The organism is Microbulbifer donghaiensis (assembly GCF_900129095.1).
In the GTDB taxonomy this organism is placed as follows: domain Bacteria; phylum Pseudomonadota; class Gammaproteobacteria; order Pseudomonadales; family Cellvibrionaceae; genus Microbulbifer; species Microbulbifer donghaiensis.
Genome location: NZ_FQVA01000001.1, coordinates 163,979 through 190,744 on the forward strand (window position 1 = coordinate 163,979; position 26,766 = coordinate 190,744).

The 26,766-nt window shown below is 58.0% G+C and carries 22 protein-coding genes; 13 read left to right on the forward strand and 9 right to left on the reverse strand.

Translation table 11 applies throughout. The annotated features are described in order from the left end of the window. The first annotated feature begins 59 nt into the window (after positions 1 to 59). From gspF to BUC36_RS00755, 11 genes are all read left to right on the forward strand, one after another. A complete protein-coding gene (gene gspF / locus BUC36_RS00705; RefSeq protein ID WP_073270465.1) occupies positions 60 to 1,277 on the forward strand; it encodes a type II secretion system inner membrane protein GspF in 1,218 nt (405 codons plus the stop codon). A 32-nt stretch (positions 1,278 to 1,309) separates the two neighbouring features. Further along, positions 1,310 to 1,738: a type II secretion system major pseudopilin GspG gene (gene gspG / locus BUC36_RS00710; RefSeq protein ID WP_073270467.1), complete on the forward strand. Its 429-nt coding sequence runs from the start codon at positions 1,310 to 1,312 to the stop codon at positions 1,736 to 1,738. A 24-nt stretch (positions 1,739 to 1,762) separates the two neighbouring features. Then, positions 1,763 to 2,335, forward strand: coding sequence for a prepilin-type N-terminal cleavage/methylation domain-containing protein (locus BUC36_RS00715; protein ID WP_073270469.1), 573 nt, complete (start codon positions 1,763 to 1,765; stop codon positions 2,333 to 2,335). A 115-nt stretch (positions 2,336 to 2,450) separates the two neighbouring features. After that, entirely contained in the window at positions 2,451 to 2,849 is a 399-nt protein-coding gene (gene gspI / locus BUC36_RS19130; RefSeq protein WP_073270471.1) for a type II secretion system minor pseudopilin GspI, read from the forward strand. A 224-nt stretch (positions 2,850 to 3,073) separates the two neighbouring features. Then, a complete protein-coding gene (gene gspJ, locus BUC36_RS00725) occupies positions 3,074 to 3,895 on the forward strand; it encodes a type II secretion system minor pseudopilin GspJ (protein WP_407661770.1) in 822 nt (273 codons plus the stop codon). Then, entirely contained in the window at positions 3,888 to 4,877 is a 990-nt protein-coding gene (gene gspK, locus BUC36_RS00730; RefSeq protein ID WP_234994853.1) for a type II secretion system minor pseudopilin GspK, read from the forward strand. The genes gspJ and gspK overlap by 8 nt, the downstream gene beginning before the upstream one ends. A gap of 74 nt (positions 4,878 to 4,951) precedes the next feature. After that, positions 4,952 to 6,196 carry a type II secretion system protein GspL gene (gene gspL, locus BUC36_RS00735; RefSeq protein WP_073270477.1) on the forward strand — a complete coding sequence of 415 codons (1,245 nt, stop codon included), beginning with the start codon at positions 4,952 to 4,954 and terminating at the stop codon, positions 6,194 to 6,196. 71 nt (positions 6,197 to 6,267) lie between these two features. After that, on the forward strand, positions 6,268 to 6,753 hold the full coding sequence (gene gspM, locus BUC36_RS00740) for a type II secretion system protein GspM (protein ID WP_073270478.1): 486 nt from the start codon (positions 6,268 to 6,270) through the stop codon (positions 6,751 to 6,753). Positions 6,754 to 6,989: 236 nt separating this feature from the next. Then, complete coding sequence (locus BUC36_RS00745) at positions 6,990 to 7,262, forward strand: acetyltransferase (protein WP_073270480.1); 273 nt, start codon at positions 6,990 to 6,992, stop codon at positions 7,260 to 7,262. 112 nt (positions 7,263 to 7,374) lie between these two features. Beyond that, entirely contained in the window at positions 7,375 to 7,578 is a 204-nt protein-coding gene (locus tag BUC36_RS00750; protein WP_073270481.1) for a DUF2788 domain-containing protein, read from the forward strand. A gap of 47 nt (positions 7,579 to 7,625) precedes the next feature. Then, on the forward strand, positions 7,626 to 9,836 hold the full coding sequence (locus BUC36_RS00755; protein ID WP_073270483.1) for a hybrid sensor histidine kinase/response regulator: 2,211 nt from the start codon (positions 7,626 to 7,628) through the stop codon (positions 9,834 to 9,836). Between the two features lie 77 nt (positions 9,837 to 9,913). Here the strand turns inward: BUC36_RS00755 and arsJ are convergent, their stop codons facing one another. The 5 genes from arsJ to BUC36_RS18665 form a co-directional block, all read right to left on the reverse strand. Further along, a complete protein-coding gene (arsJ, locus tag BUC36_RS00760) occupies positions 9,914 to 11,137 on the reverse strand; it encodes an organoarsenical effux MFS transporter ArsJ (RefSeq protein ID WP_456085471.1) in 1,224 nt (407 codons plus the stop codon). Between the two features lie 99 nt (positions 11,138 to 11,236). Then, positions 11,237 to 12,244, reverse strand: a complete 1,008-nt coding sequence (locus tag BUC36_RS00765; RefSeq protein WP_073270488.1) for an ArsJ-associated glyceraldehyde-3-phosphate dehydrogenase — start codon at positions 12,242 to 12,244, stop codon at positions 11,237 to 11,239. 84 nt (positions 12,245 to 12,328) lie between these two features. Next, positions 12,329 to 12,673: a metalloregulator ArsR/SmtB family transcription factor gene (locus tag BUC36_RS00770; RefSeq protein ID WP_073270489.1), complete on the reverse strand. Its 345-nt coding sequence runs from the start codon at positions 12,671 to 12,673 to the stop codon at positions 12,329 to 12,331. Between the two features lie 170 nt (positions 12,674 to 12,843). Continuing rightward, positions 12,844 to 13,659, reverse strand: a complete 816-nt coding sequence (gene xthA, locus BUC36_RS00775; protein WP_073270491.1) for an exodeoxyribonuclease III — start codon at positions 13,657 to 13,659, stop codon at positions 12,844 to 12,846. 515 nt (positions 13,660 to 14,174) lie between these two features. Continuing rightward, positions 14,175 to 14,957, reverse strand: a complete 783-nt coding sequence (locus BUC36_RS18665) for a hypothetical protein (RefSeq protein ID WP_143186837.1) — start codon at positions 14,955 to 14,957, stop codon at positions 14,175 to 14,177. A gap of 1,395 nt (positions 14,958 to 16,352) precedes the next feature. Between BUC36_RS18665 and BUC36_RS00785 the strand changes: the two genes are divergently transcribed. Further along, positions 16,353 to 17,330 (forward strand): hypothetical protein, encoded by a 978-nt coding sequence (locus tag BUC36_RS00785; RefSeq protein ID WP_073270495.1) that lies wholly within the window; start codon positions 16,353 to 16,355, stop codon positions 17,328 to 17,330. A gap of 632 nt (positions 17,331 to 17,962) precedes the next feature. On the opposite strand, the gene BUC36_RS00790 is transcribed toward BUC36_RS00785, so the two are convergent. The 3 genes from BUC36_RS00790 to BUC36_RS00800 all read right to left on the reverse strand — a co-directional run bounded on the left by BUC36_RS00790 (position 17,963) and on the right by BUC36_RS00800 (position 24,784). After that, positions 17,963 to 20,071, reverse strand: a complete 2,109-nt coding sequence (locus BUC36_RS00790) for a carboxy terminal-processing peptidase (protein ID WP_073270497.1) — start codon at positions 20,069 to 20,071, stop codon at positions 17,963 to 17,965. Between the two features lie 421 nt (positions 20,072 to 20,492). Further along, a complete protein-coding gene (locus BUC36_RS00795) occupies positions 20,493 to 23,621 on the reverse strand; it encodes an efflux RND transporter permease subunit (protein WP_073270499.1) in 3,129 nt (1,042 codons plus the stop codon). Positions 23,622 to 23,641: 20 nt separating this feature from the next. After that, positions 23,642 to 24,784: an efflux RND transporter periplasmic adaptor subunit gene (locus BUC36_RS00800; protein WP_073270501.1), complete on the reverse strand. Its 1,143-nt coding sequence runs from the start codon at positions 24,782 to 24,784 to the stop codon at positions 23,642 to 23,644. 338 nt (positions 24,785 to 25,122) lie between these two features. Here BUC36_RS00800 and BUC36_RS00805 point away from each other — a divergent pair, with 338 nt between their 5' ends. Next, on the forward strand, positions 25,123 to 25,305 hold the full coding sequence (locus BUC36_RS00805; protein ID WP_143186839.1) for a hypothetical protein: 183 nt from the start codon (positions 25,123 to 25,125) through the stop codon (positions 25,303 to 25,305). Positions 25,306 to 25,407: 102 nt separating this feature from the next. Here the strand turns inward: BUC36_RS00805 and BUC36_RS00810 are convergent, their stop codons facing one another. Beyond that, positions 25,408 to 26,760: a sensor histidine kinase gene (locus BUC36_RS00810; RefSeq protein WP_084535425.1), complete on the reverse strand. Its 1,353-nt coding sequence runs from the start codon at positions 26,758 to 26,760 to the stop codon at positions 25,408 to 25,410. Positions 26,761 to 26,766 lie beyond the last annotated feature (6 nt).

Genomic DNA, 26,766 nt, shown 5'->3' on the forward strand with positions numbered 1-26,766 from the left:
CGATGGGCGCGCTGCGCTTTGCCCATCCTACGGCCCGTGCGTGAAGCGGAAGTCCTGACGTGGCGGCCTTCGAATATACAGCCCTCAACCACGCTGGCCGCAAGAGTCGCGGCACGCTCGAGGCCGACAGCGCCCGCGCTGCGCGCCAACAGCTGCGCGCCAAGGGTATGGTACCCCTGGAGGTGGCCCAGACTACCGAGACTGCCGCCGAGGGCGGTGTGCAGCTGTTTGGCGGTAGCCCGGGCCTCAGTATCAAGCACCTGGCCCTCTTGACCCGCCAGATAGCGACCCTGCTGCGCGCCGGTATTCCGCTGGAAGAAACGCTCGGCGCCATCGCCAACCAGAGCCGCAACCACAAGATACGCCGCATCGTGCTCGCGGTGCGCGGCAAGGTCCTGGAGGGGCACAGCTTCGCCCAGGCGCTGGGCAGTTTCCCGCGCGCCTTTCCGAAACTCTATCGTGCGACGGTGGAAGCCGGCGAACACTCCGGTCACCTGGATGCGGTATTGGAGCGCCTCGGCGACTACACCGAGAACCAGCAGAAATTCCGCCAGAAGGTACAGCTGGCGCTGATCTACCCGATGGTATTGGTGTTTATCTGCATCCTGGTCGTGACTGGGCTGATGGTTTACGTAGTGCCGGATGTGATCGAGGTGTTTACCGGCACCGGCCAGGTGCTGCCGCTGCCGACGCGTATCCTGGTCGCGTTGAGCGACTTTATTTCCGCCTGGGGCTGGCTGGTTCCGCCGGCCCTGGCGGCGTTGATCGCCGGAGCCATCTTCATGCTGCGCCGGCCGGCGATTCGCTATCGCTTCCACCACCGGTTGCTGGAGCTGCCCCTGATCGGCTGGCTGGTGCGCGGTAGCCAGAGCGCCCGCTATGTCGGTACGCTGGCGATCCTGACCGGCAGCAGTGTGCCGCTGGTACAGGCGATGGGTATCGCCAGTGGCGTAATGAGCAATGAATTTCTGAAGGAGCGACTCCTGGCCGCACAAAAATCGGTGCGCGAAGGGGGGAGTCTGCGCCGCGCCCTCGAAGACGTGGAATATTTTCCTCCGATGATGATCTACATGATTGCCAGCGGGGAATCCTCCGGCACATTGGATGAGATGCTTGGTCGCGCGGCCGAGTCCCAGGAGCAGGATCTGCAGGGGGCCGTGACTGCCTTCGTCAGCCTGTTTGAGCCGGCCATGCTGTTGCTGATGGCCAGTATTGTCTTGTTTATCGTGATGGCAATCATGATGCCGATCATGAGCATGAACCAACTCGTGGTATAAGAGCCTGTACGCAGGTGATTGGGAGAGAAACAATGAAAAATCTACGCAAGAGCGGCGGCTTTACGTTGATCGAGATCATGGTGGTTATCGTGATTCTCGGCGTGCTCGGTGCCCTGGTAGTGCCGAATGTGCTCGGCCGTACCGGTGAGGCGCGCATGAAGGCGGCGCAGGTGGATCTGCGCGCAATCGAGACGGCGCTGGACATGTATCGCATGGACAATTTCGTTTACCCGAGCTCGGATCAGGGGTTGCAGGCACTGGTGGCCAAGCCCTCCGGCTTTCCGGAGGCGAAGAACTGGGCCGAGCCCTACCTGAAGAAAGCGCCCAAGGATCCCTGGGGCAATGAGTACCAGTACATCAGCCCCGGCAGTGTCGGTCCCTACGACCTGTTCAGTCTCGGCGCCGATGGCAAGCCGGGCGGTGAGGGCGAAGCGGCCGATATCTTTGTCGCCGAACTCTAATTAATAGTCGTACGGTTATTGCAGATGCGTGCCGCCCTCCGCCAAAGCCGCGGCTTTACCCTGATCGAGGTGCTGGTGGTGATCGTCATCATCGCCACGCTGGCGGGCATGGCGGTACTGTCGCTCGGCAATTCCGGCGCCCGGGCCTGGAGCGGCGAAGTGCAACGACTCGCGGCGCTGTTGCAGCTGGTCGCGGATCGGGCACTGATAGACAAGGCCCACTATGGCGTCGTATTCGAGTCCGACAGATATAGTGTGGTGCGTTTCGATCCAACGGTGATGAAGTGGCAGGCGCTCGACGCTGCCGCAGCCAAGTCGCCGGCAGCGCGTTTCGTCACCCATCAGTTGCCCGGCAATGTGCGCCTGGAAGTCATTGCCGAGGCGCAGTTGCCGGCGTCGGCGCCCGCCGAATTTGCGGCCGAAGCCGATGAGGCTGAGCAGCCGATTCCACAATTCGTTGCGCTTTCCAGCGGCGAGATATTGCCGGTAGAACTGGCCATGTTCCTGCTTCAAGACGGCGACGCCGGTCGCGGTGCGACTATTTCCTATAACAGCCTGCACGGCCTGCAGCTCGAGTGGCAGGCCGATGACTATTGATCTTGTGATCAAATATGTTCCATACATATTTGATCGTCGCCCGCAAAAAGCTGGCGGATGGCCGCCCCGCGCAGCTGCGCGGAGCTGCTGGCATTTTACGGGCTCGCGCCGGCCTTTGCCGGCGGCGGCACATCCCTGTGCCGCATTCTCCCGTTGTTCCCAGCGCGGATTTACTCTGGTCGAAGTACTGGTGGCACTGGTGATTTTCGGTGTCGTGGCGGCCAGTGTGCTGAAGACGATGCAGGACAGCGTCCGCCAGCAGGCGGCCATGGAAGAGCGGTTGGCGGCCAACTGGGTGGCGCAGCAGGTGCTCGCCGAAGTGCGCCTGCGCAGCCCCTGGCCGCCACTGGGCGAGAAGAGCGAGCGCGTGCCCTTCGCCGAGCGCGAATGGCAGGTGACCGCCCGCGTCGAGGCCACCCGCGAAGAGCGCATGCGCCATATCATCATCGAAGTTGCGCGTCCGGATGCGGAAAACCCGACCCTGACCCTCGATGCCTGGGCGGCAAAGGAGTGACGGGAGTGGTGGAAGTGCGGAATGCGGACCAATTGGCAGGACTGCCGATTTGCATCGCCGAAGGCGACCCCGAAGGGGTGAAGTGCAGGGACGCACTTCATGAATGCGGAATGCGGAATGGTGTCCGGGGCGGGGAGACTTTCTGCCAAAGTTCCGCGCGTAGCGGTTTCCAAAGGTCAGTATGCAGTGCGGGAAAGCAGGCGCCAGTTCATTCCGCATTCCGAATTCATCATTCCGCATTAAGAGGCCAGTCCGGCTTTACCCTGATCGAAATTCTCGTGGTGCTGATGCTGGTGGCGATTATCAGCGTCGGTTCCTATGCGCTGTTGGACACCTTCAATAGCACTGACCGCGCGCTGGAGCTGCGTGCGGAGGAATTGCGCCGTTTCTCCATGGCCATGTACCGGATCGATGACGACCTGCGCCAGCTGACCGCGCGCGCCGTCAAAAATGGCTACAGCGGCTATGAACCCGCCCTGCGCGGCGACGAGGATGAGTTGGAGTTTACCCGCCTCGGCGCTGCCAACCTGACGGGTGAGCCGCGCGGAGAGCTGCAGCGCCTGAGTTACAGTATTGGCTACGCGGAAGATGTGCCGGCCGACGTGCCGGATGCGGATAGTGGCGGCCTGCTGGTGCGCAGTCGCTGGCAGGTGCTGGATCGCGCGCCGGATTCGGAGCCGCTGGCGGAACCACTGTTGCTTGGCGTGGACAGCCTGAACCTGCGCTATTTCGATGGGGATACCGAGGCCTGGCTGTCGCAGTGGCCGCCGGTCACTTCACGAACCGATGCGGCCGCCGCCGAGATGCGGCTGCCGCGGGCGGTGGAGATGGTGCTGGTGACCCGCAACGGCGGAGAGCTGCGCCGGGTCTTTTCGTTGCCGGAGGTGTCGGCGACTGCCGGCGGTGGCAATCTGGATTCATCCGGGGATGACGACGATGGGCGGGATGGCAGTGGCGGCGACGGCGGCGACAGCGATCCGGGAGATGCCGAGAGCGGTGAAACCCCCGAGGACGGCGACCAGCGTGGGGGGCGCGACAGTGAATAGCATCGCTCGCCAGCGCGGAGTCGCCCTGATCACGGTATTGCTGGTGATGGTTATTGCCATCGCGGCCGTCACTCACGCGATTACCCGCAATCGGATTGCGGTTTCACGCACCGGTGCACTGCTGGCGAATACCCAGTTGGCAGAGTTCGTTGGTGGGGCAGAGGCCTGGGCGCGGGTTGCGCTGGAGCGGGATTTTGAGGCGGATCGGGAACAGCGGCAATCAGCGGATTCCGCCCTCGAGGCGTGGGCGCAGAAGGCGCTCGCCTTCAATCCGGATAACGGCAAGATTCGCATTAATATCAAAGACTTAAATTCATGTTTTAATGTGAATAATCTCACCGGTGCGGGCGACAAACAGTCGGAGCAGCAAGAGGTGTTCGAGCGCCTGGTGCGCAATGTGAGCGGTAAGGCAGAGCTCGCCAAATCGATCCAGGACTGGATCGACAGCGGCGACACGCCGCTGGCCCCGGGCACCGAGGACGACGGATACCTCGGCCGGGAACTGGCCCATAGAACCCCGGACACCCTGATCAGCGATATCTCAGAACTCTCGGCTGTGCAGGGGATGGAGGCTGAGGACTGGCAGAAGTTGCAGCCTTTCCTGTGTGCGCTGCCGGAGACGGGCACACCTATCAATATCAATTTCGCGCCACTCGAAATGCTGGAGGCACTCGATCCCCAGGCCAAAGCCACCGAGATAGTGCGCTTCCGCGAATCCGATGGGGTGTTCAGCGAGCGCGCGCAGCTGGCGGACTACGGCGTGAGCAAAACCGGCGGGTTGGCATTTCACAGCCAGTACTATCTCGTGCGTATCGCGGTCCAGCTGGGGCCCGATGGGGATTATCGACAGTATTGGGAAAGCACCGTGCAACTGGATGAAAGCAGCGGTCTGGCCAGGGTGGTGCAGCGGCAGCGCCGCACTTTTTCCGGTGCCATGATGCAGGAGCTCCTGGATTATGATCTTCCTGAGGCGAATAACTAAGTTAATAAAATCATATGGTTACGAAGAATTATTCAAGCGCTGAGAAAGGTGTTTCGGCGCCTGCGAAACAGCTGATGCTGCTGCGCCTGCGGGAGGGGACTGGACGCAATGCCCCGCTGCAGCTGCACTGCTGGAGTCGCAGTGGCTGGCAGCGGGTCGCGCTGGACGATGCCTTTGTGCGCGCCTTCAATCCCGACTGCGAGGCGGCGGACAATCCGGACGACGCGATTGCGCTCAAATTCCCGGAGGGGGCGCGCGCATTGCTGTTGTTGCCCGGCAACTGGGTCTGGAGTGGGCTGGAGTCGATTCCCAAGGCGGCGCGCCGCAATCCGAATGCCATTGGCTATATGGTCGAGGACCGCCTGGCGGAGGACGTGGAGGACCTGCATTTCGTTTGCCAGCCGCGCAGTGGCGATTCCTGCAGCGTTTACGCCATAGGTCTGGAAAAGATGGACGCCCTGCTCAGCCAGGTGCGTCGCTTGCATTGGCAGCTGGTCGCGGCGATCCCGGAATACCAGCTGCTCGATCAGCTGGGCGGTGATTCGGCCCTCTGGCTCGACGGCGACCAGGTGCACATTTGGCAGCAGGAGGGGCACGGCCTGTCCCTGCGGCGGCAGTATCTGCAGCCGCTGCTGGCGCCGCTGGCAGCCGAGGGCGACAACGCCGAGCGCAAACTCCAGTTACTCGGCGCCGGTGAGCAGGATTCGCTGGCGGTGGCGGAGCTGGAGTCCCTGTTCGCCGACAGGCTGCAGCGTGTCGATCAACCGGCGGAGGAAGCGCTGCTGGCCCACTACAAGGCGGCCCGTCTGGCTAACCTGCTGACCGGCGAATACCAGTTGGACGATGGCAGCGAGGAGCGGGACTGGTGGCACAAGCCGGTCAAGATCGCCGCAGCCTGTTTTGTCGCCCAGTTGCTGTTGTTTGTCGCTGCCGGAGGCTATTTCCAGTGGCGCGCGAGCGGTGCCGAGGATCAGGCGCGCGCGATGTTCAGTGAACTGTTTCCCCACGACAGGCCCGGCGCAGATATCCGCCGCCAGATCGATGGCTATTTGAAGCGTGCAGGTGGCAGCGGTGGCAACTTCGCCGGCCAGGTGCAGCTGTTGAGCCGGGTCTGGGAGCAGCACAAGGGCGGGGCGCTGAAATTGCAGTCGCTGCGCTTCGACGGTAATCGCGGCGAGATGGTCCTGCAGTTGCAGGCGGCCAACCTCGCCGATCTGGATGCCTTTGTCGGCCGGCTGTCCGCGGGCGAGTTCCGCGCGGACCTGCTCGGCGCCAACGAACTGGAGAAGGGGGTGTCGGGGCGCATACGCTTGCGCTGACACCCGCAGGCCCACTGGGGCGCAGTCCCGATGCGCGTTTGGGCAGGTGAACGAAACGACAGTAGAGAACGATGAAAGAACAAATTGCACAGTGGCAACAGAAGTGGCAAATGCTGCCTCCCAGTGACCAACGCGCGCTGGGCGCGCTGAGCCTGTTTCTCGGCGGCCTGTTTCTCGTCTATGGCCTGTTCCTGCCGGCGAAAAATTACTTTGATGGCGCCCGCTTGCGCGCGGAGGTGTCGGGTGAGCTGGTGCAGTGGATCGAGGATCAGCGCCCCGTGCTGGAGCGGCTGGAGCCCGCCAGCAGCGGTGCACAGGTTGCCGGTACTCTGCTGCAGCGGGTAACCGCTGCCGCCGAGAAGCACCGCATCACGATCAAGCGCTTCGAGCCCGAGGGCGATGGGCGCATTCGTCTGTGGATCGAAGAGGCCCGTTACCAGGATCTGCAGCCGTGGCTGAACAGCCTGATGCAGCAGCAGTTCAGTATCCGCACATTGAATCTCGATGCGATGGCGGAGGAGGGGATGGTTTCCGCGCGGCTTACCCTGGAGGGGTGACGGGCGGGAGCGCTGGGCGCCTGAATTCCGTTCCCGAGCGCTGCTGCAAAAAAAGTGGATGGTTGGATTGCCGTTTGTTTCGTTTTTCTGGGTATATTTCGTCACCTTTGCGCTATCTTTTTTCTGTTTAATCGAAATATTGGGCGCTGAGCCGCTCAGTGCTTTTTTACAGACAGAGCCGGGGCATGGCGGCAAAAGCCCTATACTGTGGTTAGTGAGATGAAACGGGTGCCAAAATGCTGTTCAAAGATACTTCCACCAACCATCTGGTCGAGGTGGCCGATATAGTCACGCTCTCCAATCCATACGAACTGACAGTTGTCGGCCGCTATCTGTGGGGAGAGGAAATGCAGGATCCCGAGGTCTTCGACAAGACACAGCTGTGCTTCCTGTCGGGTGAGTCTCTGCCGCGTTGCTGGCACGATAGTCGCTATCGCGACCGGGAAGTGCGACGCCTGCGTTGCGGTACCCGCGCCGCGGAAGATGGGGACTACTATCAGGGCGCCTGACGGATGGCCGCTGCTGGGTGATGTCGAACGGCTGTGCGCGGCCTGAGGCATCACTTATCAGCGGTTGCCAACCGCTGTACAATGCGCGCCAAATTTTTAGGCGGGCAACTGCATGTCGTTTGAGCAGTTTGAGGAATACTCCCTGTTGCTGGGAGTTGGCGGACTCATCCTATTTATGGCTTTCATCGTCTGGAACCTGGCCAAAGAGTCGAAGGCCGGGCGATTTGGTACCTTTATTCTTTTTATCGCGCTGGGCCTCGGTTTGCTCGGCTTTCTAATAAAAACAGTGCTGGTTGAAGTACTGGGAATAGGCTGAGGTGCCGCCGATGCAAGCGGGAATCCGGCCGGCCAGGGAAGATCTCCATGCCAATATTTGATCGCCCGGAACTCAAGGTACAGAAAGACCGTCGCGTATGCCGTGCGACCGACACGCGTCTGGCGAAGTACAGCCGGCGCGGTATGTTGTTGTCGCTGGCCGCCTTTTTGATCGCCGCGGCGATCGGCGATCTCCGTATCGAAGCGCCGCGACTGGTGCTGGTATTGGGCATAGGCCTGATACTGCTGACCATGCTGCGCGGCTATTACGTTTTCCGCTTTACGTATCTCTACTCCACGGGACCGCACCGCTGGCGCCGTCGCTATTTTCTCGCCTCCACCATCGGCGCCGCCTGGTGGGGTGTGATTCTGTTTTGTCACGTCTGGTTGCTGGGGTTCGCTCCGGAAACGCATTTCCTGTGGCTCTATACGGTCATCTTCTGTTCCAGCGTGACGACAGTTTTTTCACCTTACCACCGCTTCCTCACCTGGTTTATCGCCTTGCCACTGCTGCCAGCGGCGGTTATGGCGATTCTCTCCGGAGAGATTCTCGGCACCATCTACGGTGCGCTGACCTTTGCATTTGTCTGGCTGACCGCCCACCAGGCGCGCCGGGAGTCGGAGAACTATTGGGACCGCCTCGCGGCTATGCAGGAGCTGCAACAGCGCGCCAGCAGTCTGGCCGCCGCACGCAAGCATTCGGAAGCCGCCGTTGAGCTGACCAATGAATTTGTATCCAATATCGGTCAGGAGTTTCGCAGTCAGCTGTCCGACTCACTGGGAGCTCTGGCGCTGCTCGAAGCGGAACCGTTGACGGAGCGCCAGCGCGAATGGGTACGGCTGGCCAAGACCGCCGGCAGCCAGCAACTGAAACTGGTGGACAATGTCGGGCTGTTCACCCGGGTGGCCCGCAAGGACATTCGCCTGCGCCAGGGCAGCTTCAACCTGGTCAAGACGATCGAGAAGTCGTTCAAGTTTGCCGCCCGCGCGGCGCACCGCCAGCGCCTCGAATTCAACTTCCAGATCGATGACAACCTGCCAGTTATGGTGACCGGGGACAATCGCAAGACCGCACAGTTGATCCGCAACCTGGTCGACTCGGCGACGGTGATTGCCCAGGTCGGCGAACTCTGGGGCCAGGTGAGCTTTACACCGGTTACCAGCGGAGAGGGGCAGCTGACCATCAGCCTGAATGACGATGGCCGCGGTGAAATTCTGCCGGATGAGAGCGAACTGTTCGGCGCCTTTTCACGTATGGATACCACCCAGGTCACTACGGGTCTCGGACTTTCCATCGCCAAGGGTTTGGCGGAGGCCATGGGCGGATACCTGCAACTGCACTCGACACCGGAAGGCAACCGTTACCAGGCGGTGATCAAATTCACGATGGAGCCCAACCAGCGGGTATACCTGACTCCCGATCGCCGCCTGCAGGACGTCGAGGTGCTGCTGCTGCACCAGAAAGGCCTGTTTGTCGCCGGTGTGGGGCAGATGCTGCGCTCCTTCGGCATGGAAGTGGGCTCGCTCAAGTGGAAAGACGAAACCCATGAGCAGATGGAGGAGGCGCTGCAGCTGGCGGTAGAGCGCAAACAGCTGGTGATGCTGGCGCCGGCCATGGGCGACAGCGGTCTGCTGACCGCAGTGGCCGGCTTCTTGAGCCGGACGGAAGCGGATACCAGCGAGTGCCCGCTGATTTGCCTGGGCGGCTACGGACACAAGGCCGATTTCACCCAGGTGCTGCAGGTGCTGCCCGGGTCCCAGTACCTCGGGCGCCCCGCAACGCGCAAAGAGCTGCACGATGCCCTGATTACGCGACTCTACGGCGGTATCAAGAAAACCAGCAGGCGTATTGTCACCAGCGGTGGTGACATGCCGCGCCAGCATTCGTTGCTGCTGATCGAGGAATCGCGCCAACACCAGGGTGTCACAGAAGAAATGCTGCAGGCGCTCGGTTACCGGGTCGATGTCGCGGCTTCTGTCGTGGATGCGTTGGAGCAGTTACCGGATGCCGAATACGACCTGGTCCTGGTGGACTGCCAGCAGAATACCGATCACAGCGCGCAGATTATTGAAACCCTGCGTCACTGGGAGGCGGACAATACGCCGGATGACCGGCTGCCGATTATTGCGCTGACCAGTACCACCGAAGAGCAGTTCGAGGGGCGCTGCCTGGCGGCGGGTATGGACGACTTCCTCACCAAGCCTCTGAGCAAGGATGCGCTGCGGGAGACCCTGGAACGCTGGCTCGTTAACGCCTGAGTCGATAGCGCGCTCAGTGAGCCGGGGTGGCCTGTGCCTCGCCTGGCTGCTCAATGGGGCTGTTGGCGATAAACCGATCAGATGCCGCCCGTGTCGGCGTGGTGCTTCGGCAGTAGCGCGGATATCGCGGCAGCCAATAGTAGAAAACCGCTGGAAATCCACAGGCATGCCTGCAGGCCCGCCAGCTGGTAGACCAAACCCGATAGCAGGGTGCCAAGCAGGCGGCCGAGCGCATTGGCCATATAGTAGAAGCCGACATCCATGGAAACGCCATCCTCGCGCGCGTAGCTGACAATCAGGTAGCTGTGCAGTGAAGAGTTGATAGCGAAGACAGCGCCAAAAAGCAGCAGGCCGCCCAATAGACTCACAGCCGGGTGGATGCCTCCGTGTAGGCAGATGGCGATCAGTGCGGGGATGAGCGCCAGCGCTGTTGCCCAGTGAAAGGCGGTGCGTCCGTCGGGCAGCTTGCCAGAATTATTACCGGTTATCTGCGGCGCTACGGATTGCACGATGCCGTAGCCGATAATCCACAGTGCCAGAAATCCGCCCACCTGCCAGTGGTTCCAGTCAAACTGGCTGGCGAGGAATACCGGTAACGCCACCACAAACCAGACATCCCGCGAAGCGAATAGAAACAAGCGCGCAGCTGCCAACACATTGACCGCGCGGCTCTTGGAGAATATGTCGCGGAAACGGCTTTTTGCCTTGGCCCTGCCCAGATCTTTTTTGAGTAGGGCGACGCTCAACAGCCAGACGAATGCCAGCGCAATCGCCGTCAGCAGCACAGCGCCCTTGAAGCCGAATAGCGTCAACAGCGCGCCGCCGACAAAGAAGCCGACACCCTTCAGTGCGTTTTTCGAGCCGGTCAGCAATGCGACCCACTTGTACAATGCCCCCTGAGCTTGTCCCGGTACCAGCAGCTTGATTGCGCTCTTGGCGCTCATCTTGTTCAGGTCCTTGGCGATCCCCGACAGGGCCTGTGCGGCCATGACCCAAGGCACGGTCAGCGCTGCTGTGGGGACCAGCAACATTCCCAGCGCCACCACCTGCAGTGCCAGGCCGATGTTCATCGTGCGATTCAGGCCGAGGCGTGCGCCCAGCCAGCCGCCAACAAGGTTGGTGATAACACCGAACAGCTCGTAGAAGAGAAACAGCATCGCAATCTGCAGGGGGCTGTAGCCGAGGTCGTGGAAGTAGAGCACCACCAGCATGCGCAGCGCGCCGTCGGTCAGGGTGAAGGCCCAGTAATTGCCGGTGACCAGCAGATACTGGCGCACTTGCGGTGGCAGGTTGGAAATCATGTGCATCTGGAAGTGTGATCGCTAAATATTTGGTCTCGCGGAGCGGAGACGGGGCGCAGTCCTGTGTCACCGCCGCGAGTCTCGATCCTATTTTTAGGTTTAAAGGTCCGCGTTACCAACCATTCGCGCCAGCTCAACGGTGCGATTGGCGTAGCCCCACTCGTTGTCATACCAGGCGTAGATTTTGACTTGAGTCCCATTGATGACCATGGTCGACAGCGCGTCGATAACGCTGGAGCGGGGGTCGGTTTTGTAATCGATGGATACCAGCGGGCGCTCCTCGTAGCCGAGAATACCCTTGAGTTCGTTGTCCGCCGCCGCTTTGAAGAGATGGTTTACCTCTTCGACACTGGTGGACCGCTCAACTTCGAAGACGCAATCGGTCAGCGAGGCGTTGGCCAGCGGCACGCGCACCGCGTGACCGTTTAGCTTGCCAATAAGCTCGGGGAAAATGGCCGTGATTGCGGTGGCGGATCCCGTCGTCGTCGGAATCAGGCTCATGCCGCAGGCGCGTGCGCGGCGCAGATCCTTGTGCGGCGCGTCGAGAATGGTCTGGGTATTGGTCAGGTCGTGAATGGTGGTCATTGAGCCGTGCTTGATGCCCAGGTGCTCATGAAGCACTTTGACGACCGGTGCCAGGCAATTGGTGGTACAGGAGGCGGCGGTAACAATACGATGTTTGTCGCTGTCGTACAGTTGATCGTTTACGCCCAGCACAATATTGAGCACGCTCTCCTCTTTAACCGGAGCGGTAACCACGACCCGTTTAACTCCCTGGTCCAGGTAGGCCTGTAGCAGCTCTGTCGACCGCATCTTGCCGGAGGCCTCGATCACCAGATCGCATTGGGACCAGTCGGTGTCGGAGATGGAGCGGTTGGCAGTGCAAGTAACCCGGTGTCCGCCGATCGCAATGCCGCTGTCATCGGCCTTAGCGGTGTGTTGCCAGTGTCCGTGTACTGAATCGAAGTTGAGCAGGTGGGCGAGTGTTTCCGGGTCGGCGGCGGGGTCGTTGATCTGCACAAATTCAAACTCCGGCCAGTCCCAGCTGGCGCGAAGCGCCAGGCGGCCAATCCTACCGAAACCGTTGATACCCAATTTAATTGTCACGGTCGACCTCCCTCATAAGCATCTGTCAGATGTTATTAACTATAGATATATGAAAAAGCACATATATCGGCGTAAATTTTTTCTTCAGCAGCAGAGGCTGGCGCGTTCGGGCCTCGCCCCCATCTTGCACAGCCTGCGCAGATTGCCTTCGATAAATTGCTGGTTCGCACCCAGGGTTTCCAGCATTACCGACTTTGCCCAGGCGGGCAGGGTGGGATTGATGCGATAGAAAACCCACTGTCCCTGCCGCCGGTCCTGTAAAAGGCTGCAGTTGCGGAGCTGCGCCAAATGCCGGGACACCTTCGGCTGGCTTTGCTGCAGCGCCTCGGTCAGCTCGCACACGCAGAGCTCTCCCTCGTGGGCGATCAGCAGCAGGCTGCGCAGCCGGGTTTCATCGGCGAGACATTTGTAAAACTGTACGGGATTCATGCACTGTTCTCCGCTGATGGCCACAACCGATTGGCAGGGTTGCAATACCGGTAGCTAGGGTGGATCCCTCAAGCCGCTGCTGACCGATGGCTAGTATATATGGAAAATCATATATATAAATACAAAAAATTGGCCGCATGCACAGTGCTGCGACCAACTTCAAGCGATGCTTAAATCTTAAATTCGGCCCACACCGGCGCGTGGTCCGACGGGCGCTCCATGGCGCGGATGTCGTAGTCGACCCCGGTATCTACACAGGCGTCGGCCAGGGACTTGCTCGCCAGGATCAGGTCGATACGCAGGCCACGCTTGGGTTCGCGGTCAAAGCCGCGACTGCGGTAATCGAACCAGCTGAAGACATCGTCGGTATCCGGGTTCTGGGCGCGGAAGGTATCCACCAGGCCCCAGTCTTCGATTTTCTGCAGCCACTCGCGCTCTTCCGGCAGGAAGCTGCACTTGCCGTCGCGCAGCCAGCGCTTGCGGTTGGGTTCACCGATGCCGATGTCCAGGTCGGTGGGGGAGATGTTCATGTCGCCAATGACCAGCACGGGCGCATCGGCCTTGCAGGTGGTCTGCAGGTAGTCGTCGAGGTCCGCGTAGTACTTGCGCTTGGCCGGGAACTTGACCGGGTGCTCGCGGTTCTCGCCCTGCGGGAAATAGCCGTTGATAACGGTCAGCGGCTCCTTGCCGCCGATGTCGAACTTGCCGGCCACCATGCGCCGCTGGGCATTTTTATCGTCCCCGGGGAAGCCGTATTCCCGGTCGATAAATGGCAGGCGCGAGAGCAGGGCGACGCCGTAGTGGGTTTTCTGGCCGAAGTAGATAAGCTCATACCCGAGCTCGCGGACTTCATCCACCGGGAAGTCCTCGTCGGTCACCTTGGTTTCCTGCAGGCCGATAATGTCCGGCTGGTGTCCCTCGACCAGTGCGGCCATCTGGTGCAGACGCGCGCGGATGCTGTTGACGTTAAAGGAAACGACTTTCATTTTTCCCCCTGAAAATAAAAAGGTCGGGCGCACCCAACCTGAATTTGCTGCACTTGGCGCAAATTTTGTTCAATCTGGCTATCTATTCTACCTGATACCGCCTCACACATGAATATTAGACGCAGTGAAAAAGCTGGAGGGGAAGGCGCCATCTCAGAACTTCCGAAAGCCAAGAGGTAGCAATATACTGTATGTGTGTACAGTAGTGTCTGGTTGGTAAACAGCCGATGAGAGCGCGAAAGATCTATTTCTATGGTGAGCCCGTACGTATTGCCCGACAACGCTTCTGGGACGGTCGGCCCTATTATCTAGTGCAGCCGATTCGTTACGAAAAGTTCTGCCCCCACTTCGCAGTACCTGCCTACAAGGGCTGGAGAATGAGAGCTTTCACGACGATTCTGTCACTACGTGGAATCGCTAGAGGGCACATTTGGCATGCTCAGAGACAAGAGATGTGAGAGGTTCCTATGGAAACAGGCTAGGTATCCGGCAGTACATATAGTTGCTAATGGAGTTTACACAGTGTCATTTTCAGTTACGACATTATGCCCACCTGGAACGGTGGTTACTACAGGGTCAGACCATAATCCACTATTGTCTGAGTAAACTCTTCTCTCATATTGGTTTTTCGAATCTAATACATAAATAATTTTGCTTCCCTGTTGCCCCTTCAATGGCTGGCTTAGACTGGAGTCGGAATACTTTTTTCCATCTCTCGCGACATAAACGCCGCCCATATATCCGGCCAGTTTCGGTCGATCTGTTGCTGGAACTTTTTGGCAAACAGAATTTGCGAATTTACCTAAGAGTTCAGAGGTTCTTTGGCGTCCGGCTTGATTGTTAGCAAAACAACATACTACGAAATTTATCTTCCTAAGTAGCCCCCCGGGGTGCTTTTGAGCCAATAGGCTTGTAATGTATCCAGTTACATTTGCTGAGATATCGGCATTGCCAGCTGTGCCGTGAAAAAGAAAATAAATGCCAACGCCGTTTCCTACAATAGATACTGGATGGACTGCTCGAAGCTTAGTGAATGGCTCATCGCCTACGCCATTAGCGTACTCACTAAGATTTGCTTTCGCTGCGGCTGTTACGATTCCAGAGTTTGATAATTTATGACCTTTATTTTTTAAAATAAACTGATAGTAAATGGTCCTTTGCTCAATGAATACTGAGACAATATTGTCACCCGTTAGGCCTTTCGATTTATATTTTTGAATTAATCCATCTCTAGCGTTCCTAGTCTCAGTGTCGTCCGATCCATCAAAGCAAATTATATATACAAGACCCACTTTCATTTTACTTTCCGTCCGTTAGATGACTTGTATTAGAGTAATCCAGTGAAACAGTTCTAGTGGTCTATCTTTCACAGCCGCAACTCACACCGATACCAATAGCTAGCGCTACCGTGATTCTAAATCGCTAATCGCGTTTGTCTACGCCCTTAACTCACCGAAAAAAGAAGAAAAAGGCAGGCAGAATAGCAGGTCTAATCGCTTATGAACCATCCGCACACCAATGCGAAAGCAATTAACTTATCACAGTAATCGATCTCTTGAAGGATATTTCACTTACGTGCTATTACAGGATTTATCCGCCAAGTATTCAGCTGAAGTTCAGGTGCACATGCCTACTGTGTGACCTTGCAGTGGTGAAACATAAGTCAACTACGGAAAAAAATAGAAATGTTGGGGATCATAGGGAATTGGGGGGTGAGGACAGTGATAAAGTTCATCCCTTGGGTATTACGTAGACGTTATCCAGAAGAGCGTTTAAGTAGCTTGGTGGATGTGACAGTCAGCAGTGAACACGAAGCTGTAACTATCAACTGCCAAGGTCTGCCCTCGGCAGATGTCTGGATGGAGATTACCAACAGGTCGCCTTTCCCTCTTACGGTGACAGGGATTGAGGTAGACCTCTATTGGATGGGTACAATCGCTAAACTTGTCTCAGTACGTCCGAATGAAATAGAGCCGCATCAAAAGAGTCAACTATTCGTAAAAGGAACAATGAGCGGAAGACAGGCCGAACACGTGTTACAGCATTTGGATGTAGAAAAGGTGAGGGTAATGGCATCCATATACATAAAATCGGATGTACGGCGCTTTGAGAAACGTCATGACCAAGAGACGAGAAGCTACAGGCTCTTGCGCGTAAGGAAACCCGCTGAAGTCTCAGAGCCGGCTTAGGTTGAGACCGAATGCCTCGCAGAAAAGGTAGAGATGTGGCCGCAGAAAGTAGTGAAGACTTAGGTATTCCGCCTCAGAGTAGTACTTATGTTCCTTGGATTTGGCACCATAGTACATTTATTGATTTGGCGTCTCCAAATGCTGATAGACGCCGGGTCAACCTTCTTGAGTGGCCTTAGCTAGCTACAGCTCTATAACGCAGACAGCCAGTAGAAAATTGTTTAGCTTGGGGTTAAGGGTAACTGTCTATGTGGGGAAAGGATAACTACCCCTTATCCCGCATTGAACAAAAGTTACAATTGGCAGGATGGGTCCGCAAGTGCCAACCACTGGTTGCCTATACAGTGCTTGATGCGATATAATTCTCCTGCCCATTCAGAAAGGGTGATCCTTAGAAAGGAGAGCTTGTATTACTCCACAAATATAAAAAGAAATTTGTAGGGGATTACAGGATTCTTCTTTCTGATTGAGGTTAAACATTTAACCTGATACAGGATTGCTTTTATGACCACCATGAAACGTATCCGCGATATAAAAGTCCTTCGCGAAATGTACAACGTCTCCGAAGCCGAGACGATAACCGCAGACAACTATGTAACCCCACTAACTGGTTACGAACTTCCTTCCAGTGATGCTATATGCCAGTTTTTACGGCAGGGCTCTCCGTGTGGCCAGAAGCATCAAAAAGGCTTTGTGGTTCAGATAGATAGCGGTCAAAACGTCTTAATAGGCCATTGCTGCGCGTACAAGCAACTAAGCCTTGAGTGCTCAGGAGTAAAAGAGGATTTAGACCGTCTCTCCAAGCAACAAATGCAATACGAGAAGCAAGAACGCATCAGGGAACTACTGGAAAATAAAGCAGAGCACCAAACCACAATTCGTGATTGTCTAATAACTATTAGAGAGCAGTTGGCAATTCTAAATGACCTTGAAAGGCTATTGCCCTATCAAGTGGTTTCATCCTTGTTCGAAAGGGCAAAGGCAAATAATGCATCAGTCATATGGGAATGTTCGATCTTCAAGAAAGCCAAGGAAAAGGAAGATAACGAAACAATCCGTGTTCCTCATACTGCTGGAAAAATCCTAGGGCTTGAATGCTGGACGGAAGCTCCCAAAATAGAGGAACACAGAAAGTCCTTGCAGGAACTCAGAAAGTCATTATTTTCTGCCTCACTAAGTAAGCGACCGTCAGAGGCTGAGTTAGAGAAGATGAAGGAATTACTAAAAAGAATGACGAGTTTAGTGAGAATTCAACGAGATGTGGATCGCTTTAAATCTGCTGTTAGCAGGTTTATAGAAAAAGATAACCTCATGCTCCTACCGCACTCCATAAGCAACCATAACCATAGAGCCGCTACCCTAAGAGCTATTTCAGATTATTGTGATTTACCGTTAAATAAATCTGAAAAGCATTGTATTGCTGACTTTGATCGATCAATACGCGAGCAGTATGGAGCCTCAGGAATTCGGCTGCGCTCTTAAATTTAGCTATTAGGGGCCAATGTGGCCCCTTTTTTATTTCTACTTTCCCCAAAATAGGGAGGTATTGATTGAATTCTGTATCTCAAATATCCCTATCAGAAATATCATAGGGGGATAATTTTTAGTGAATTTTCTAAAATTTTAAATTCAGAAGTAGCTATCACACCTTTCACTTAGCTAGCGATATATAGAAATATCAGGGGCTTTAATGCATAGCTGTTTAACGTCGGGATACCCATCCTACAGCACTTTTTTCACGACTTTAAAATATCCTAGACATAAGAAAAACCATTCCCAGTTGTAGGGAATAGCTCTCTCAGGGATAGAAGGAGAGTAGATCGTTGTTACATACTCTTCTTCACTTTACCACCTAAATTGGTGCCCGGGTTTAGTAGACCACTACAGGTTGCCGCGTTTGTAGATGTAATTTAGACGCACTTTGGTATGCACTCTCTGTGTAAAAGTTAACCAGAGATGTGCTAAGTGCTTGATTTATTTGGGGCTCAGGACAAGGAAACGACTTTCATTTTTCCCCCTGAAAATAAAAAGGTCGGGCGCACCCAACCTGAATCCAAAATGGTTGAAGGGTGCGCTCGGCGCACCCTTCCTATCACATGTTTATTTAGACGTAATTAACGCGAATTGAAGTCCGCTACCTGCGGCGGGGTCTTGGCGATCTTGTCGGACAAGCCGATAAAGTCCGCCATGATAAAGCCTGCCTCGTTCAGGATCGGGTCCTTCTCCAGCTTGATTTCTACCGGACCGCCGATGGTCGCGACGTCTCCAGACTCGCTTTCTTCGTAGGCCTCGAAGCTCGCGTAGGGCTCGAGTCCCTTGGCGTTGCGACGGCGGTTTTCCATCGTCAGCAGGCGATCATTCAGATTCTTGCGCTCTTCTTCACGGGCGAACTCGTTCAGCGACACGAACTTCTGATCGGCGCGCTCGCTCTCGTACTGGAACTGTTCGCGCAGGAAGATGAAGTCCGGATCCGCTGACGTGCGCTGGTTGTGCTTGCCGATCAGGTCCGGCAGCAGGTCCTTCAGATTGAAGTACTTCGCGTGCGGCACGGCGTGAATCCGATCCCAGGGCAGGGCGGTGTCATAGGCGCTCTCACCGACGCTGTCGGCATCGATCAGCTGCGGCATCGGAATGTCCGGGGTGACGCCGGCGTGCTGGGTGCTGTCACCGGACACGCGGTAGAACTTCGACTGGGTGATCTTCAGTTGTCCCTCTTTCAGCGGCGCCATGGTCTGCACGGTGCCCTTACCGAAGGACTGGTTGCCCACCACCAGGCCGCGGTTGTAGTCCTGGATGGCACCGGCAAAGATTTCCGATGCGGAGGCGGACAGGCGGTTGATCAGTACCATCAATGGGCCGCGGTACATGGCCCGCGAGCGCGAGCGGTTGTGCCGCGAGATCTGCTCATTGGCGTGGCGGATCTGCACCACCGGGCCCTGATCGATAAACAGGTCGGTGAGCATGGTGGCTTCCTGCAGGGAGCCGCCGCCGTTGTTGCGCAGATCCAGGATCACGCCGTCAACCTTTTCCTCTTTCAGCTCGGCGAGCAGTTTGGCCACGTCGCGGGTGGTGCTCTTGTAGTTCGGATCGCGGCGGCGGTAGGCCTCGAAATCGATATAGAAGGTCGGCAGGTTGATCACGCCGATCTTGTAGGTCTTCTCGCCATCGGAGAATTCGAAGGTGGCCTTCTTGGCCGCCTGGTCTTCCAGCTTGACCTTGCTGCGCTGGATCAGGATGGTTCTGTGGCTGCCGTCGCCGCCGGTGGGGATGGTTTCCAGGCGCACGAAGCTACCGGCCGGACCACGAATCAGGTCCACCACATCGTCCAGGCGCCAGCCGACCACGTCGACCATTTCGCCTTCCTTGTCCTGGCCGACGGCCACGATCTTGTCGTTGGGTTTGACTTTGCCGGTGCGGTCGGCCGGGCCGCCCGCTACCAGGCGCGCAACCTTGGTGTATTCCTCATCCGCCTGCAATACGGCGCCGATACCCTCCAGGGACAGCGACATGCTCATATTGAAGTTTTCCAATGAGCGCGGTGACAGGTAGTTGCTGTGCGGGTCGTACAGGCGGGTCAGCGAGTTCATGTACAGCTCGAAGACATCGTCACTGTTCTGTTGCTCGACGCGCTTCAGCTGGCCCTTGTAGCGGCGTACCAGCAGGTCGCGGATTTCCTCATCTTTCTTGCCAGTCAGGCGCAGGTTGAGCACGCTGCTCTTCAGGCGCTTGCGCCACAACTCGTCAGCGGCGCTGATGGACACCGGCCACTGGCTCTCTTCGCGGTCGAGTTCCAGGGATTCATCGCGAGAGAAGTCGAATGCGGGCAGTCCCTTGTCCATCTGCGACAGGATGTTGTTCAGCCGATCGGTCACCCGCAGGCGATAGCGGTTGTAGATCTCGAAACCCGCCTTGACGTCGCCGGCACGGAGCTGGTCGTCCAGCTTGGTGCGCCACTCGCGGAACTCGCTGATGTCAGAGGCGAGGAAGTAGCTTTTGGTCGGGTCCAGGGCTTCGACATACTCGTCCCACAGGGTTTCGGACATCTCGTCGCCGACTTTAAGCTTGTTGTAGTGCAGCATCTCCAGCTTGCCGACGATCTCTCGGGCCGTACTGCCCTGGTCCTGCTCGGGCTGCAGGGTATTGATCTCGGCCTGGGAAGTTGCGGACAACAGGGTGGCAAACAAGAAGCCGGAACACAGAACGGCAATCCGATTGATAAGCATAGGGAGTCTCTTTATACGTCCTACTTCATAGGCTGCCGACGTCCCGTGGACACCGGCGACCTATAGCTTAGGACAAGTATAAAGGCTGAAAGCTCCGAAGGGCATGAAATGCTTCCGATCCGAGACAGTTGGTGCCTGCCACAGGCCAAACGGGGAAAATGATTGCGGCACTTGGCGTAAATTTTGTCATTTCGTACCATTTTCCGCTCGAGGGGCTCTCAGAAATTGGTTAAAAAGTGACAGTTTTTACATTAATTAACATTCCTAAGTCTCTGATATGGCTGGATTTGACGTTGCGGTCGACGTGGTTTCAGCAGAGGTGAGATAGCGGTGCTGGTACCACCCGGTCACAGGTCGAGTCCCGGCTCAGTATGCGTTGGCCCCGGGCCGCATTGGCGGCCGCGGGGCATGCCATCACGGGTCAGATTCGCGAAAAGCGGCGGTAGAGCACCGGCAAGACGAACAGCGTCAGCAGGGTTGCGCTGACCAGCCCGCCGACGATCACCGTCGCCAGTGGCTTTTGAATCTCCGCGCCGACACCGGAGGACAGTAGCATCGGTATCAGGCCCAGTGCCGACGTAATTGCGGTCATCAATACCGGGCGCAGCCGGGATACTGCGCCGTCGAAGATCGCCTGGTGCCCGTCCATGCCCGCCGTGCGGCGGCGATTGATGCTGTCCACCATCACAACACCATTGAGTACGGCGACACCGAACAGGGTGATAAATCCCACTGAACTGGGCACCGACAGGTACTGCCCGGAGGCCCACAGGGCAAAAACGCCCCCGACCACCGCAAGGGGAACATTGGTCAGAATCAGCAGGGCCTGGCCAATGGAGTGGAAGGCGAAATAGAGCAGCAGGGCGATCAGCGCAAGTGACAGCGGAACGACCAACATCAATCGCCGCTGTGCGCGTTGCTGGTTTTCGTATTGTCCGCCGATTGCGACGGCGTAGCCCGGCGGGAGATCCACCCGTTCGGCGATAGTCGCGCGTATATCGCCGACCACGCTGCCCATATCGCGCCCCTGCACGTTGGCCTGTACCACGACCCGGCGCTGCACGTCGTCCCGGCGTACCTGCGGCGGACCGGATTCGACCGACACTTCGGCAACGTCGCCGAGTCGCACCCAGGCACCGGATGGCGACTGTAGACGCAGTTCGGCGATGGCTGCGCGATCACTGCGGAAGCGGTCCGCCAGGCGCACATAGATATCGTAGCGTTCGTTGCCGTTGATGATCTGGCCGGCGCTGCTGCCGCCGAGGCCATCGCGTACCAGTGACATCAGGTCGCCAACCGAAAGGCCATAGCGGGACAATTGGCGGCGTTTCGGTTTGATGACGAGTTGGGCCTCGCCGGTGATCTGCTCGAGTGCCACGTCCCGGGTGCCGGCGACAGACCGCACGGCATTTTCTATTTCCGCCCCTTTGCGGGCCAGCATATCGAGATCCGGCCCAAACAGTTTAATCGCCAGCTGCGCCTTGACGCCGGACAGCAGTTCGTCGACCCGAGTCGCAATGGGTTGTGAGAAGTTGAACTGCAGTCCGGGATGCTGCTCGAGTTTCTGTTCCATCAGTTGCTGCAGTTGCTGCCGGCTTTCGGCGTTGCGCCACTCCGCCCTTGGCTTTAGGTCGATGTAGATTTCGATGTTGTTGACCGGCTCCGGATCGCCGCCGATCTCGGCGCGGCCGATCCGCGAGAGCGCGTAGTCGACCTCGGGAAATTCCAGCAGCATGGCCTCGAGTCGCGGCGCCACTTCCAGTGCAGTAGCCAGGCTGGAGGAGGGCGCCAGGGTCACCCGCAGGTTGATGGTGCCTTCCTCCAGTTCCGGTACGAACTCTGTGCCGATGCGCGGCAGTAACAACAGGGCCACAGCGAACAGGGCTAGCGCAGCGGCCACCACCAGCCGGCTATGGCGCATTGCCAGTGGCAGGGCGCGGCGGTAAAGACGCTCCCATGGCCCGAGTAGCGGACTTGGAAGCGATGTAATGCCGCGGCGGAACAGAAAACCGGCCATTGCCGGCACAACGACGAGCGCGACGGCCACTGCGGCGATGATGGCCAGCATGATGCTGATCGCCATCGGCTGGAACAGTCGCGCTTCGACCCCTTCAAAGCTGAACAGCGGCGTGAAGACCACCAGAATGATGGCTGCGGCGAAGAAAATGGGTCTCGCCACTTCGCCCCCGGCCTGGCGGAGTCGCAGCGGAATGTTCGCGCGCTCCCCGGCAGGCGCTGTGCCCAGGTGCCTGAACATGTTCTCTACCATTACCACCGAGCCATCCACCAGCATGCCGATGGCTACGGCGAGGCCACCGAGCGACATCAGGTTGGCGGATATGCCGGACACGGCCATGACCAGCAGGGCGATACCAATGGAAATGGGGATGGACATCAGCACCAGCAGCGTTGCGCGCAGGTTCATCAGGAAGAGGGCGAGTACCGCGACGATAAAGACGAACGCCAGTAGCAGTGCCACGACCACAGTGCGCACCGCCTGGCTGATCAGATCCGCCTGATCGTAAAAGACCTCGAAACGCACGCCCGCGGGTAGCGCCTGCCGAATCAATTCAACGCGCTGGTTGATGCCGTCGATGGTTGCCTTGGTGTTGGCCCCCATACGCTTCAGCACAATGCCCGAAACGACTTCGCCGTGGCTCTCGGGTTCGCCGACCAGGTTTCGTCGGGTCATGGTGACCGCGCCCTGACGAATTTCGCTGTCCGTGGTCACGCTGGCGACATCCGCTATCGTCACGACGGTGCCGTTGACACTCTTCAACGGTACCTGGCGAATCTGCTGCAGGCCCTGTTCGCCGTAGTCGAGCCAGCCGGTACCGCGAATGACCAGCTGCTCCTGGCCGCGATTCATATACCAGCCACCAACATTGGTGTTATTGGCCTGCAGCGCACCGGTCACATCCTGCTGACGCAATTGATGCGCCAGCAGCCGCGATGGATCCAGGTTCACCTGGTACTGCCGGACCTCACCGCCGTAGGAGAGCACTTCGGTGACGCCGTCAACCGGCATCAACAGCAGCTTTACCACCCAGTCGTTGAGGCTGCGCAGTTGCATGGTGCTGTAGCCGGAATCTTTATCGGCGAGCAACAGGTATTGATACACCTGCCCGAGCCCGGAGGTGTTGGGCCCCATCTCCGGTGTGCCGACGCCGGCAGGAATCAGTTCCCGCGCGGCCTGCAAGCGCTCGAACACCAACTGTCGGGCAAAATAGATATCGGTGTCCTCGCGAAATACGACCGTGACACTGGACAAGCCGGTCTTTGAAATCGAGCGCACCTCTTCCACATCCGGCAGTGCGTACATGACTGCTTCGATTGGATAAGTAATCAGCTGCTCCACTTCTTCCGCCGCCAGGCCCGGTGCTTCCGTATTGACTGCCACCTGTACATTGGTGACATCGGGGAATGCGTCCAGGTTGAGCCGCGGAATCGTCAGATAAAACGCAACGATGAGTGTCGTCAGGGCCAGCACCACCAGCAAACGGTTGGCGACTGCCCAATCGACGATGCCATTAAATGCACGACTGAACATATCGTTTCTTACCTCTACTGCTAGTGATTGTGCGGATCAAATCCGCCCTTGGAAATTTGCGCGGCGACAAAAAATGCCCCCTGCATGACGACGCGCGTACCCTCGGCTACGCCGCTGACCAGCCGCCAGTCGCCGAGCGTCGCACCGACTTCCACTTCCGTAGCCTGAAACCGATTGGGTTCCGTCTCCACGAACAGGATCCAGTCGCCGTCGTCACCGCGTAACAGCGCGCTTTCGGGCACGGCAATTACCGGTTGCCGGGTGTTCAGTTGAAAGTAGACATCGGCGAACATGCCCGGGTGCAGGCGGTGGGCTTGGTTGTCGACGGTCAGGCGAACCACGCGCGTGCGCGTCTCCCGGTCGATCGCGTGCGCTTCCTGGGCAACGCGTGCGGGAAATTCGCTGTCCGCTGCAGCGACAAACGCCGGTGATTCGGCCGGTAGGGGCAGGGTGTTGTCTGCGGGCAAGCGCGCCTCTACCCACAGTTCATTTTCACTGGCCACTTGCAGCAGGCTGTCGCCGGCGCTGACGGCCTGGCCCTGGTGAAAGTTGTCGGCGAGCACCACGCCGCCGATCGCTGCGGTCAGGGTGTATTCTCCCGCAGCCTGCAATTTCCCTTCGGCTGCGCCGGCGATGGCACTGTCTGTCAGTCCGAGCGCCTGTAACTTGCCGCGGGCACTGCGGTATCGGCTCTGTGCCAGAACGAAGCGCTTCTCGCCGACAAATTCCCGCCCGAGCTTTTCGACCCGGCGCCACTCATCGGCGCTGCTGTGCAGGGCCTCCTGCGCCGTTGCAATGGCCTCGCTGGTGAGCGTGACCAGTGGTTGGCCTTTCTGGACGTGCTGGCCCAGCACCGCGTGGCGCTCGACGACAACGGAGTCCACCCGCGGCGACAACAGGTAGCTGCGGTAGCCGTTGGCCACAACTTCGCCGGGCGCGTAGTAGCGGTAGTTGATAATTTGTGCGCGCAGCGGCTCGACACGGATCTCTGCCGTCGCCATCTGTGCGTCATTCAATACAATTCGGTCCCGGCCGATTGTGCCGCTCTCGCTGGCGCCAGCACTCTGATTGTGGGCTTCCAGCGGCGGGTGATCGGCTTGCTCCGCTTGCCGGCAAGCTGCCAACGTTGCGACGAGGGCGATCAATAAAAATCGATAAATCATGTATTCCAGCTCTTTCTGATGAGCGCAGCTTTCCGCAACGCGGTTGGCGACCGGAGTCGTGGTGCCAGTGCACGAGATCAACAATCGGCAGTGCATTAACGGACGGCGCGATTCCACTCGCTGGCTCGGAAGGCGACCGCGCAGGCGTGCGCGGACACACCGACAAGATGGCGAGCAGCTAGTTAACGGATAGACGCTTACGCGATTGGCGGCTGGAGATCGGGTGGAGAATTAAGGGAAGGGAAATTCGGGGAATATCGGTCTGGACTGTCTGGCTGATCAATTGATGCAATTGGGCCCAATGTACCAACGACGTAACATTGCGTTGGGTTGTGGCAGTGACAACAGTGATCGCAATCCTGTTTCAGCGTCTTCTCGGACTGGTGCTGGTCCTCAGGTGTATCGATGTGATCTATCGCGTCGATGTGGTCTGTAGGCACATGGGTGACGATACTCTGCAGTTCCCGGTGGCTGTCATTGAAAGCCGTCACCGATTGGGCGACCAACAGCACAATAAGTAAAAAGCAGAGACGAGTGGCGTTCATGAAAATTGGAACAGCAGAGTCGGTACCACTGAATTTAGCAGAGTCTGCAGAGCCTTACCAACATTGGCTGGTTCTGCGTCAGCATCTGGAAAGCTGCATTTGCACCCGCAGACCGCCGCCATTGATATTTTCCAGCGACAGTTCGCCGCCGTGGGCCTGCACGGTGTTGCCGGCGATGGACAGGCCGAGGCCGACGCCGCCGGTCTTACTGTTGCGGGATTTCTCCAGGCGATAAAAAGGTTGCAGTACCGCCTCCAGCTCATGCATTGGGATACCCGGTCCGCAATCTTCCACCACGATGCGGATGCTCTCCGCAGTGCCTTCGACGCTGACTTTTGCCTCGCTACCGTACTTGATGGCGTTGTCGATAATGTTGTGCAGGCTGCGTCGCAGCGCAACCGGTCGGCATTCGGTTACGCAGTCTGCGCCGCCGCTGCGAAACTGAACCGGATAGCCTTCCTCCTTGAGGTCGTCGCAGAGACTCTCTGCCAGAGCGCTCAAATCGATTCTGCGCGGCGTCTCACTGGGATCCAGCCCGCGGGCAAAATCCAGCACCGACTGGATCATGGTTTTCATGTCGTCGACCACCCGCTGCAGTCCCTCCCGCTCCTGGCGATCCTGCAGTAATTCCGCGCGCAACTGCAGGCGTGTGACGGCGGAGCGCAGATCGTGGGAGATAGCCGCCAGCATTTCTGTCTGGCCGTGTACCAGGCGGGCGAGGCGTTGCTGCATGCGATTGAAGGCGCGGGCGGCGGCCGCCACTTCGGCGGGTCCATTTTCCGGCAGTGGCGGTGTGTCAATATTGGTGCCGATGCTGTCTGCGGCCTTGGCCAGCTGGCCGAGTGGCGCCACGGTTTTGCGAATCAGGTATCCGGCCAGCAGCAGCGCAATCAGACCGGAGAACAACAGGTACACCAGCACGGCATCGTGTATCAGCGACTCGCCTTCCGGCAGGATCGCGTGAAACACCGCGCGCTCGTTATCGGGAAAATTGACTGCAACCAGCACGTCGAAGCCGTGTAGCGGCTCGTTTCTGGCGAGCAGCGGAGCGGGTTTCAGCCGGCGCAGGCAGACCTGCGCATGGAAGCCGGGGACATCGGCGAAGGCGCCGCCGAGCGATTCCGTCACACGGCGGGAAAAGTCGTTGTCGCGGCAGCGCTCGTCGTCGAGATTGCCGGGCTCGGGAAACATGGTCAGGAACTGGGTTTCCGCCGCGGCGAGAATGCGCTGGCGGTCCCGTTCCGGAAAGCTGCGGGCCAGCTCAACCACGCCAATAATGCGATCCGCCAGGTCCGTGGCCTCGGTCAGCAGGATCGTCTTGTCGCGATTGATTTCGTAAATCGCCAGGCTGATCGTGTGCGACAGCAGGAAGGCGCAGAAGAGCACCAGGATCGTGCGCGAACGGATCGTGTGTGGCAGCCGGAATCTCACCCCGCG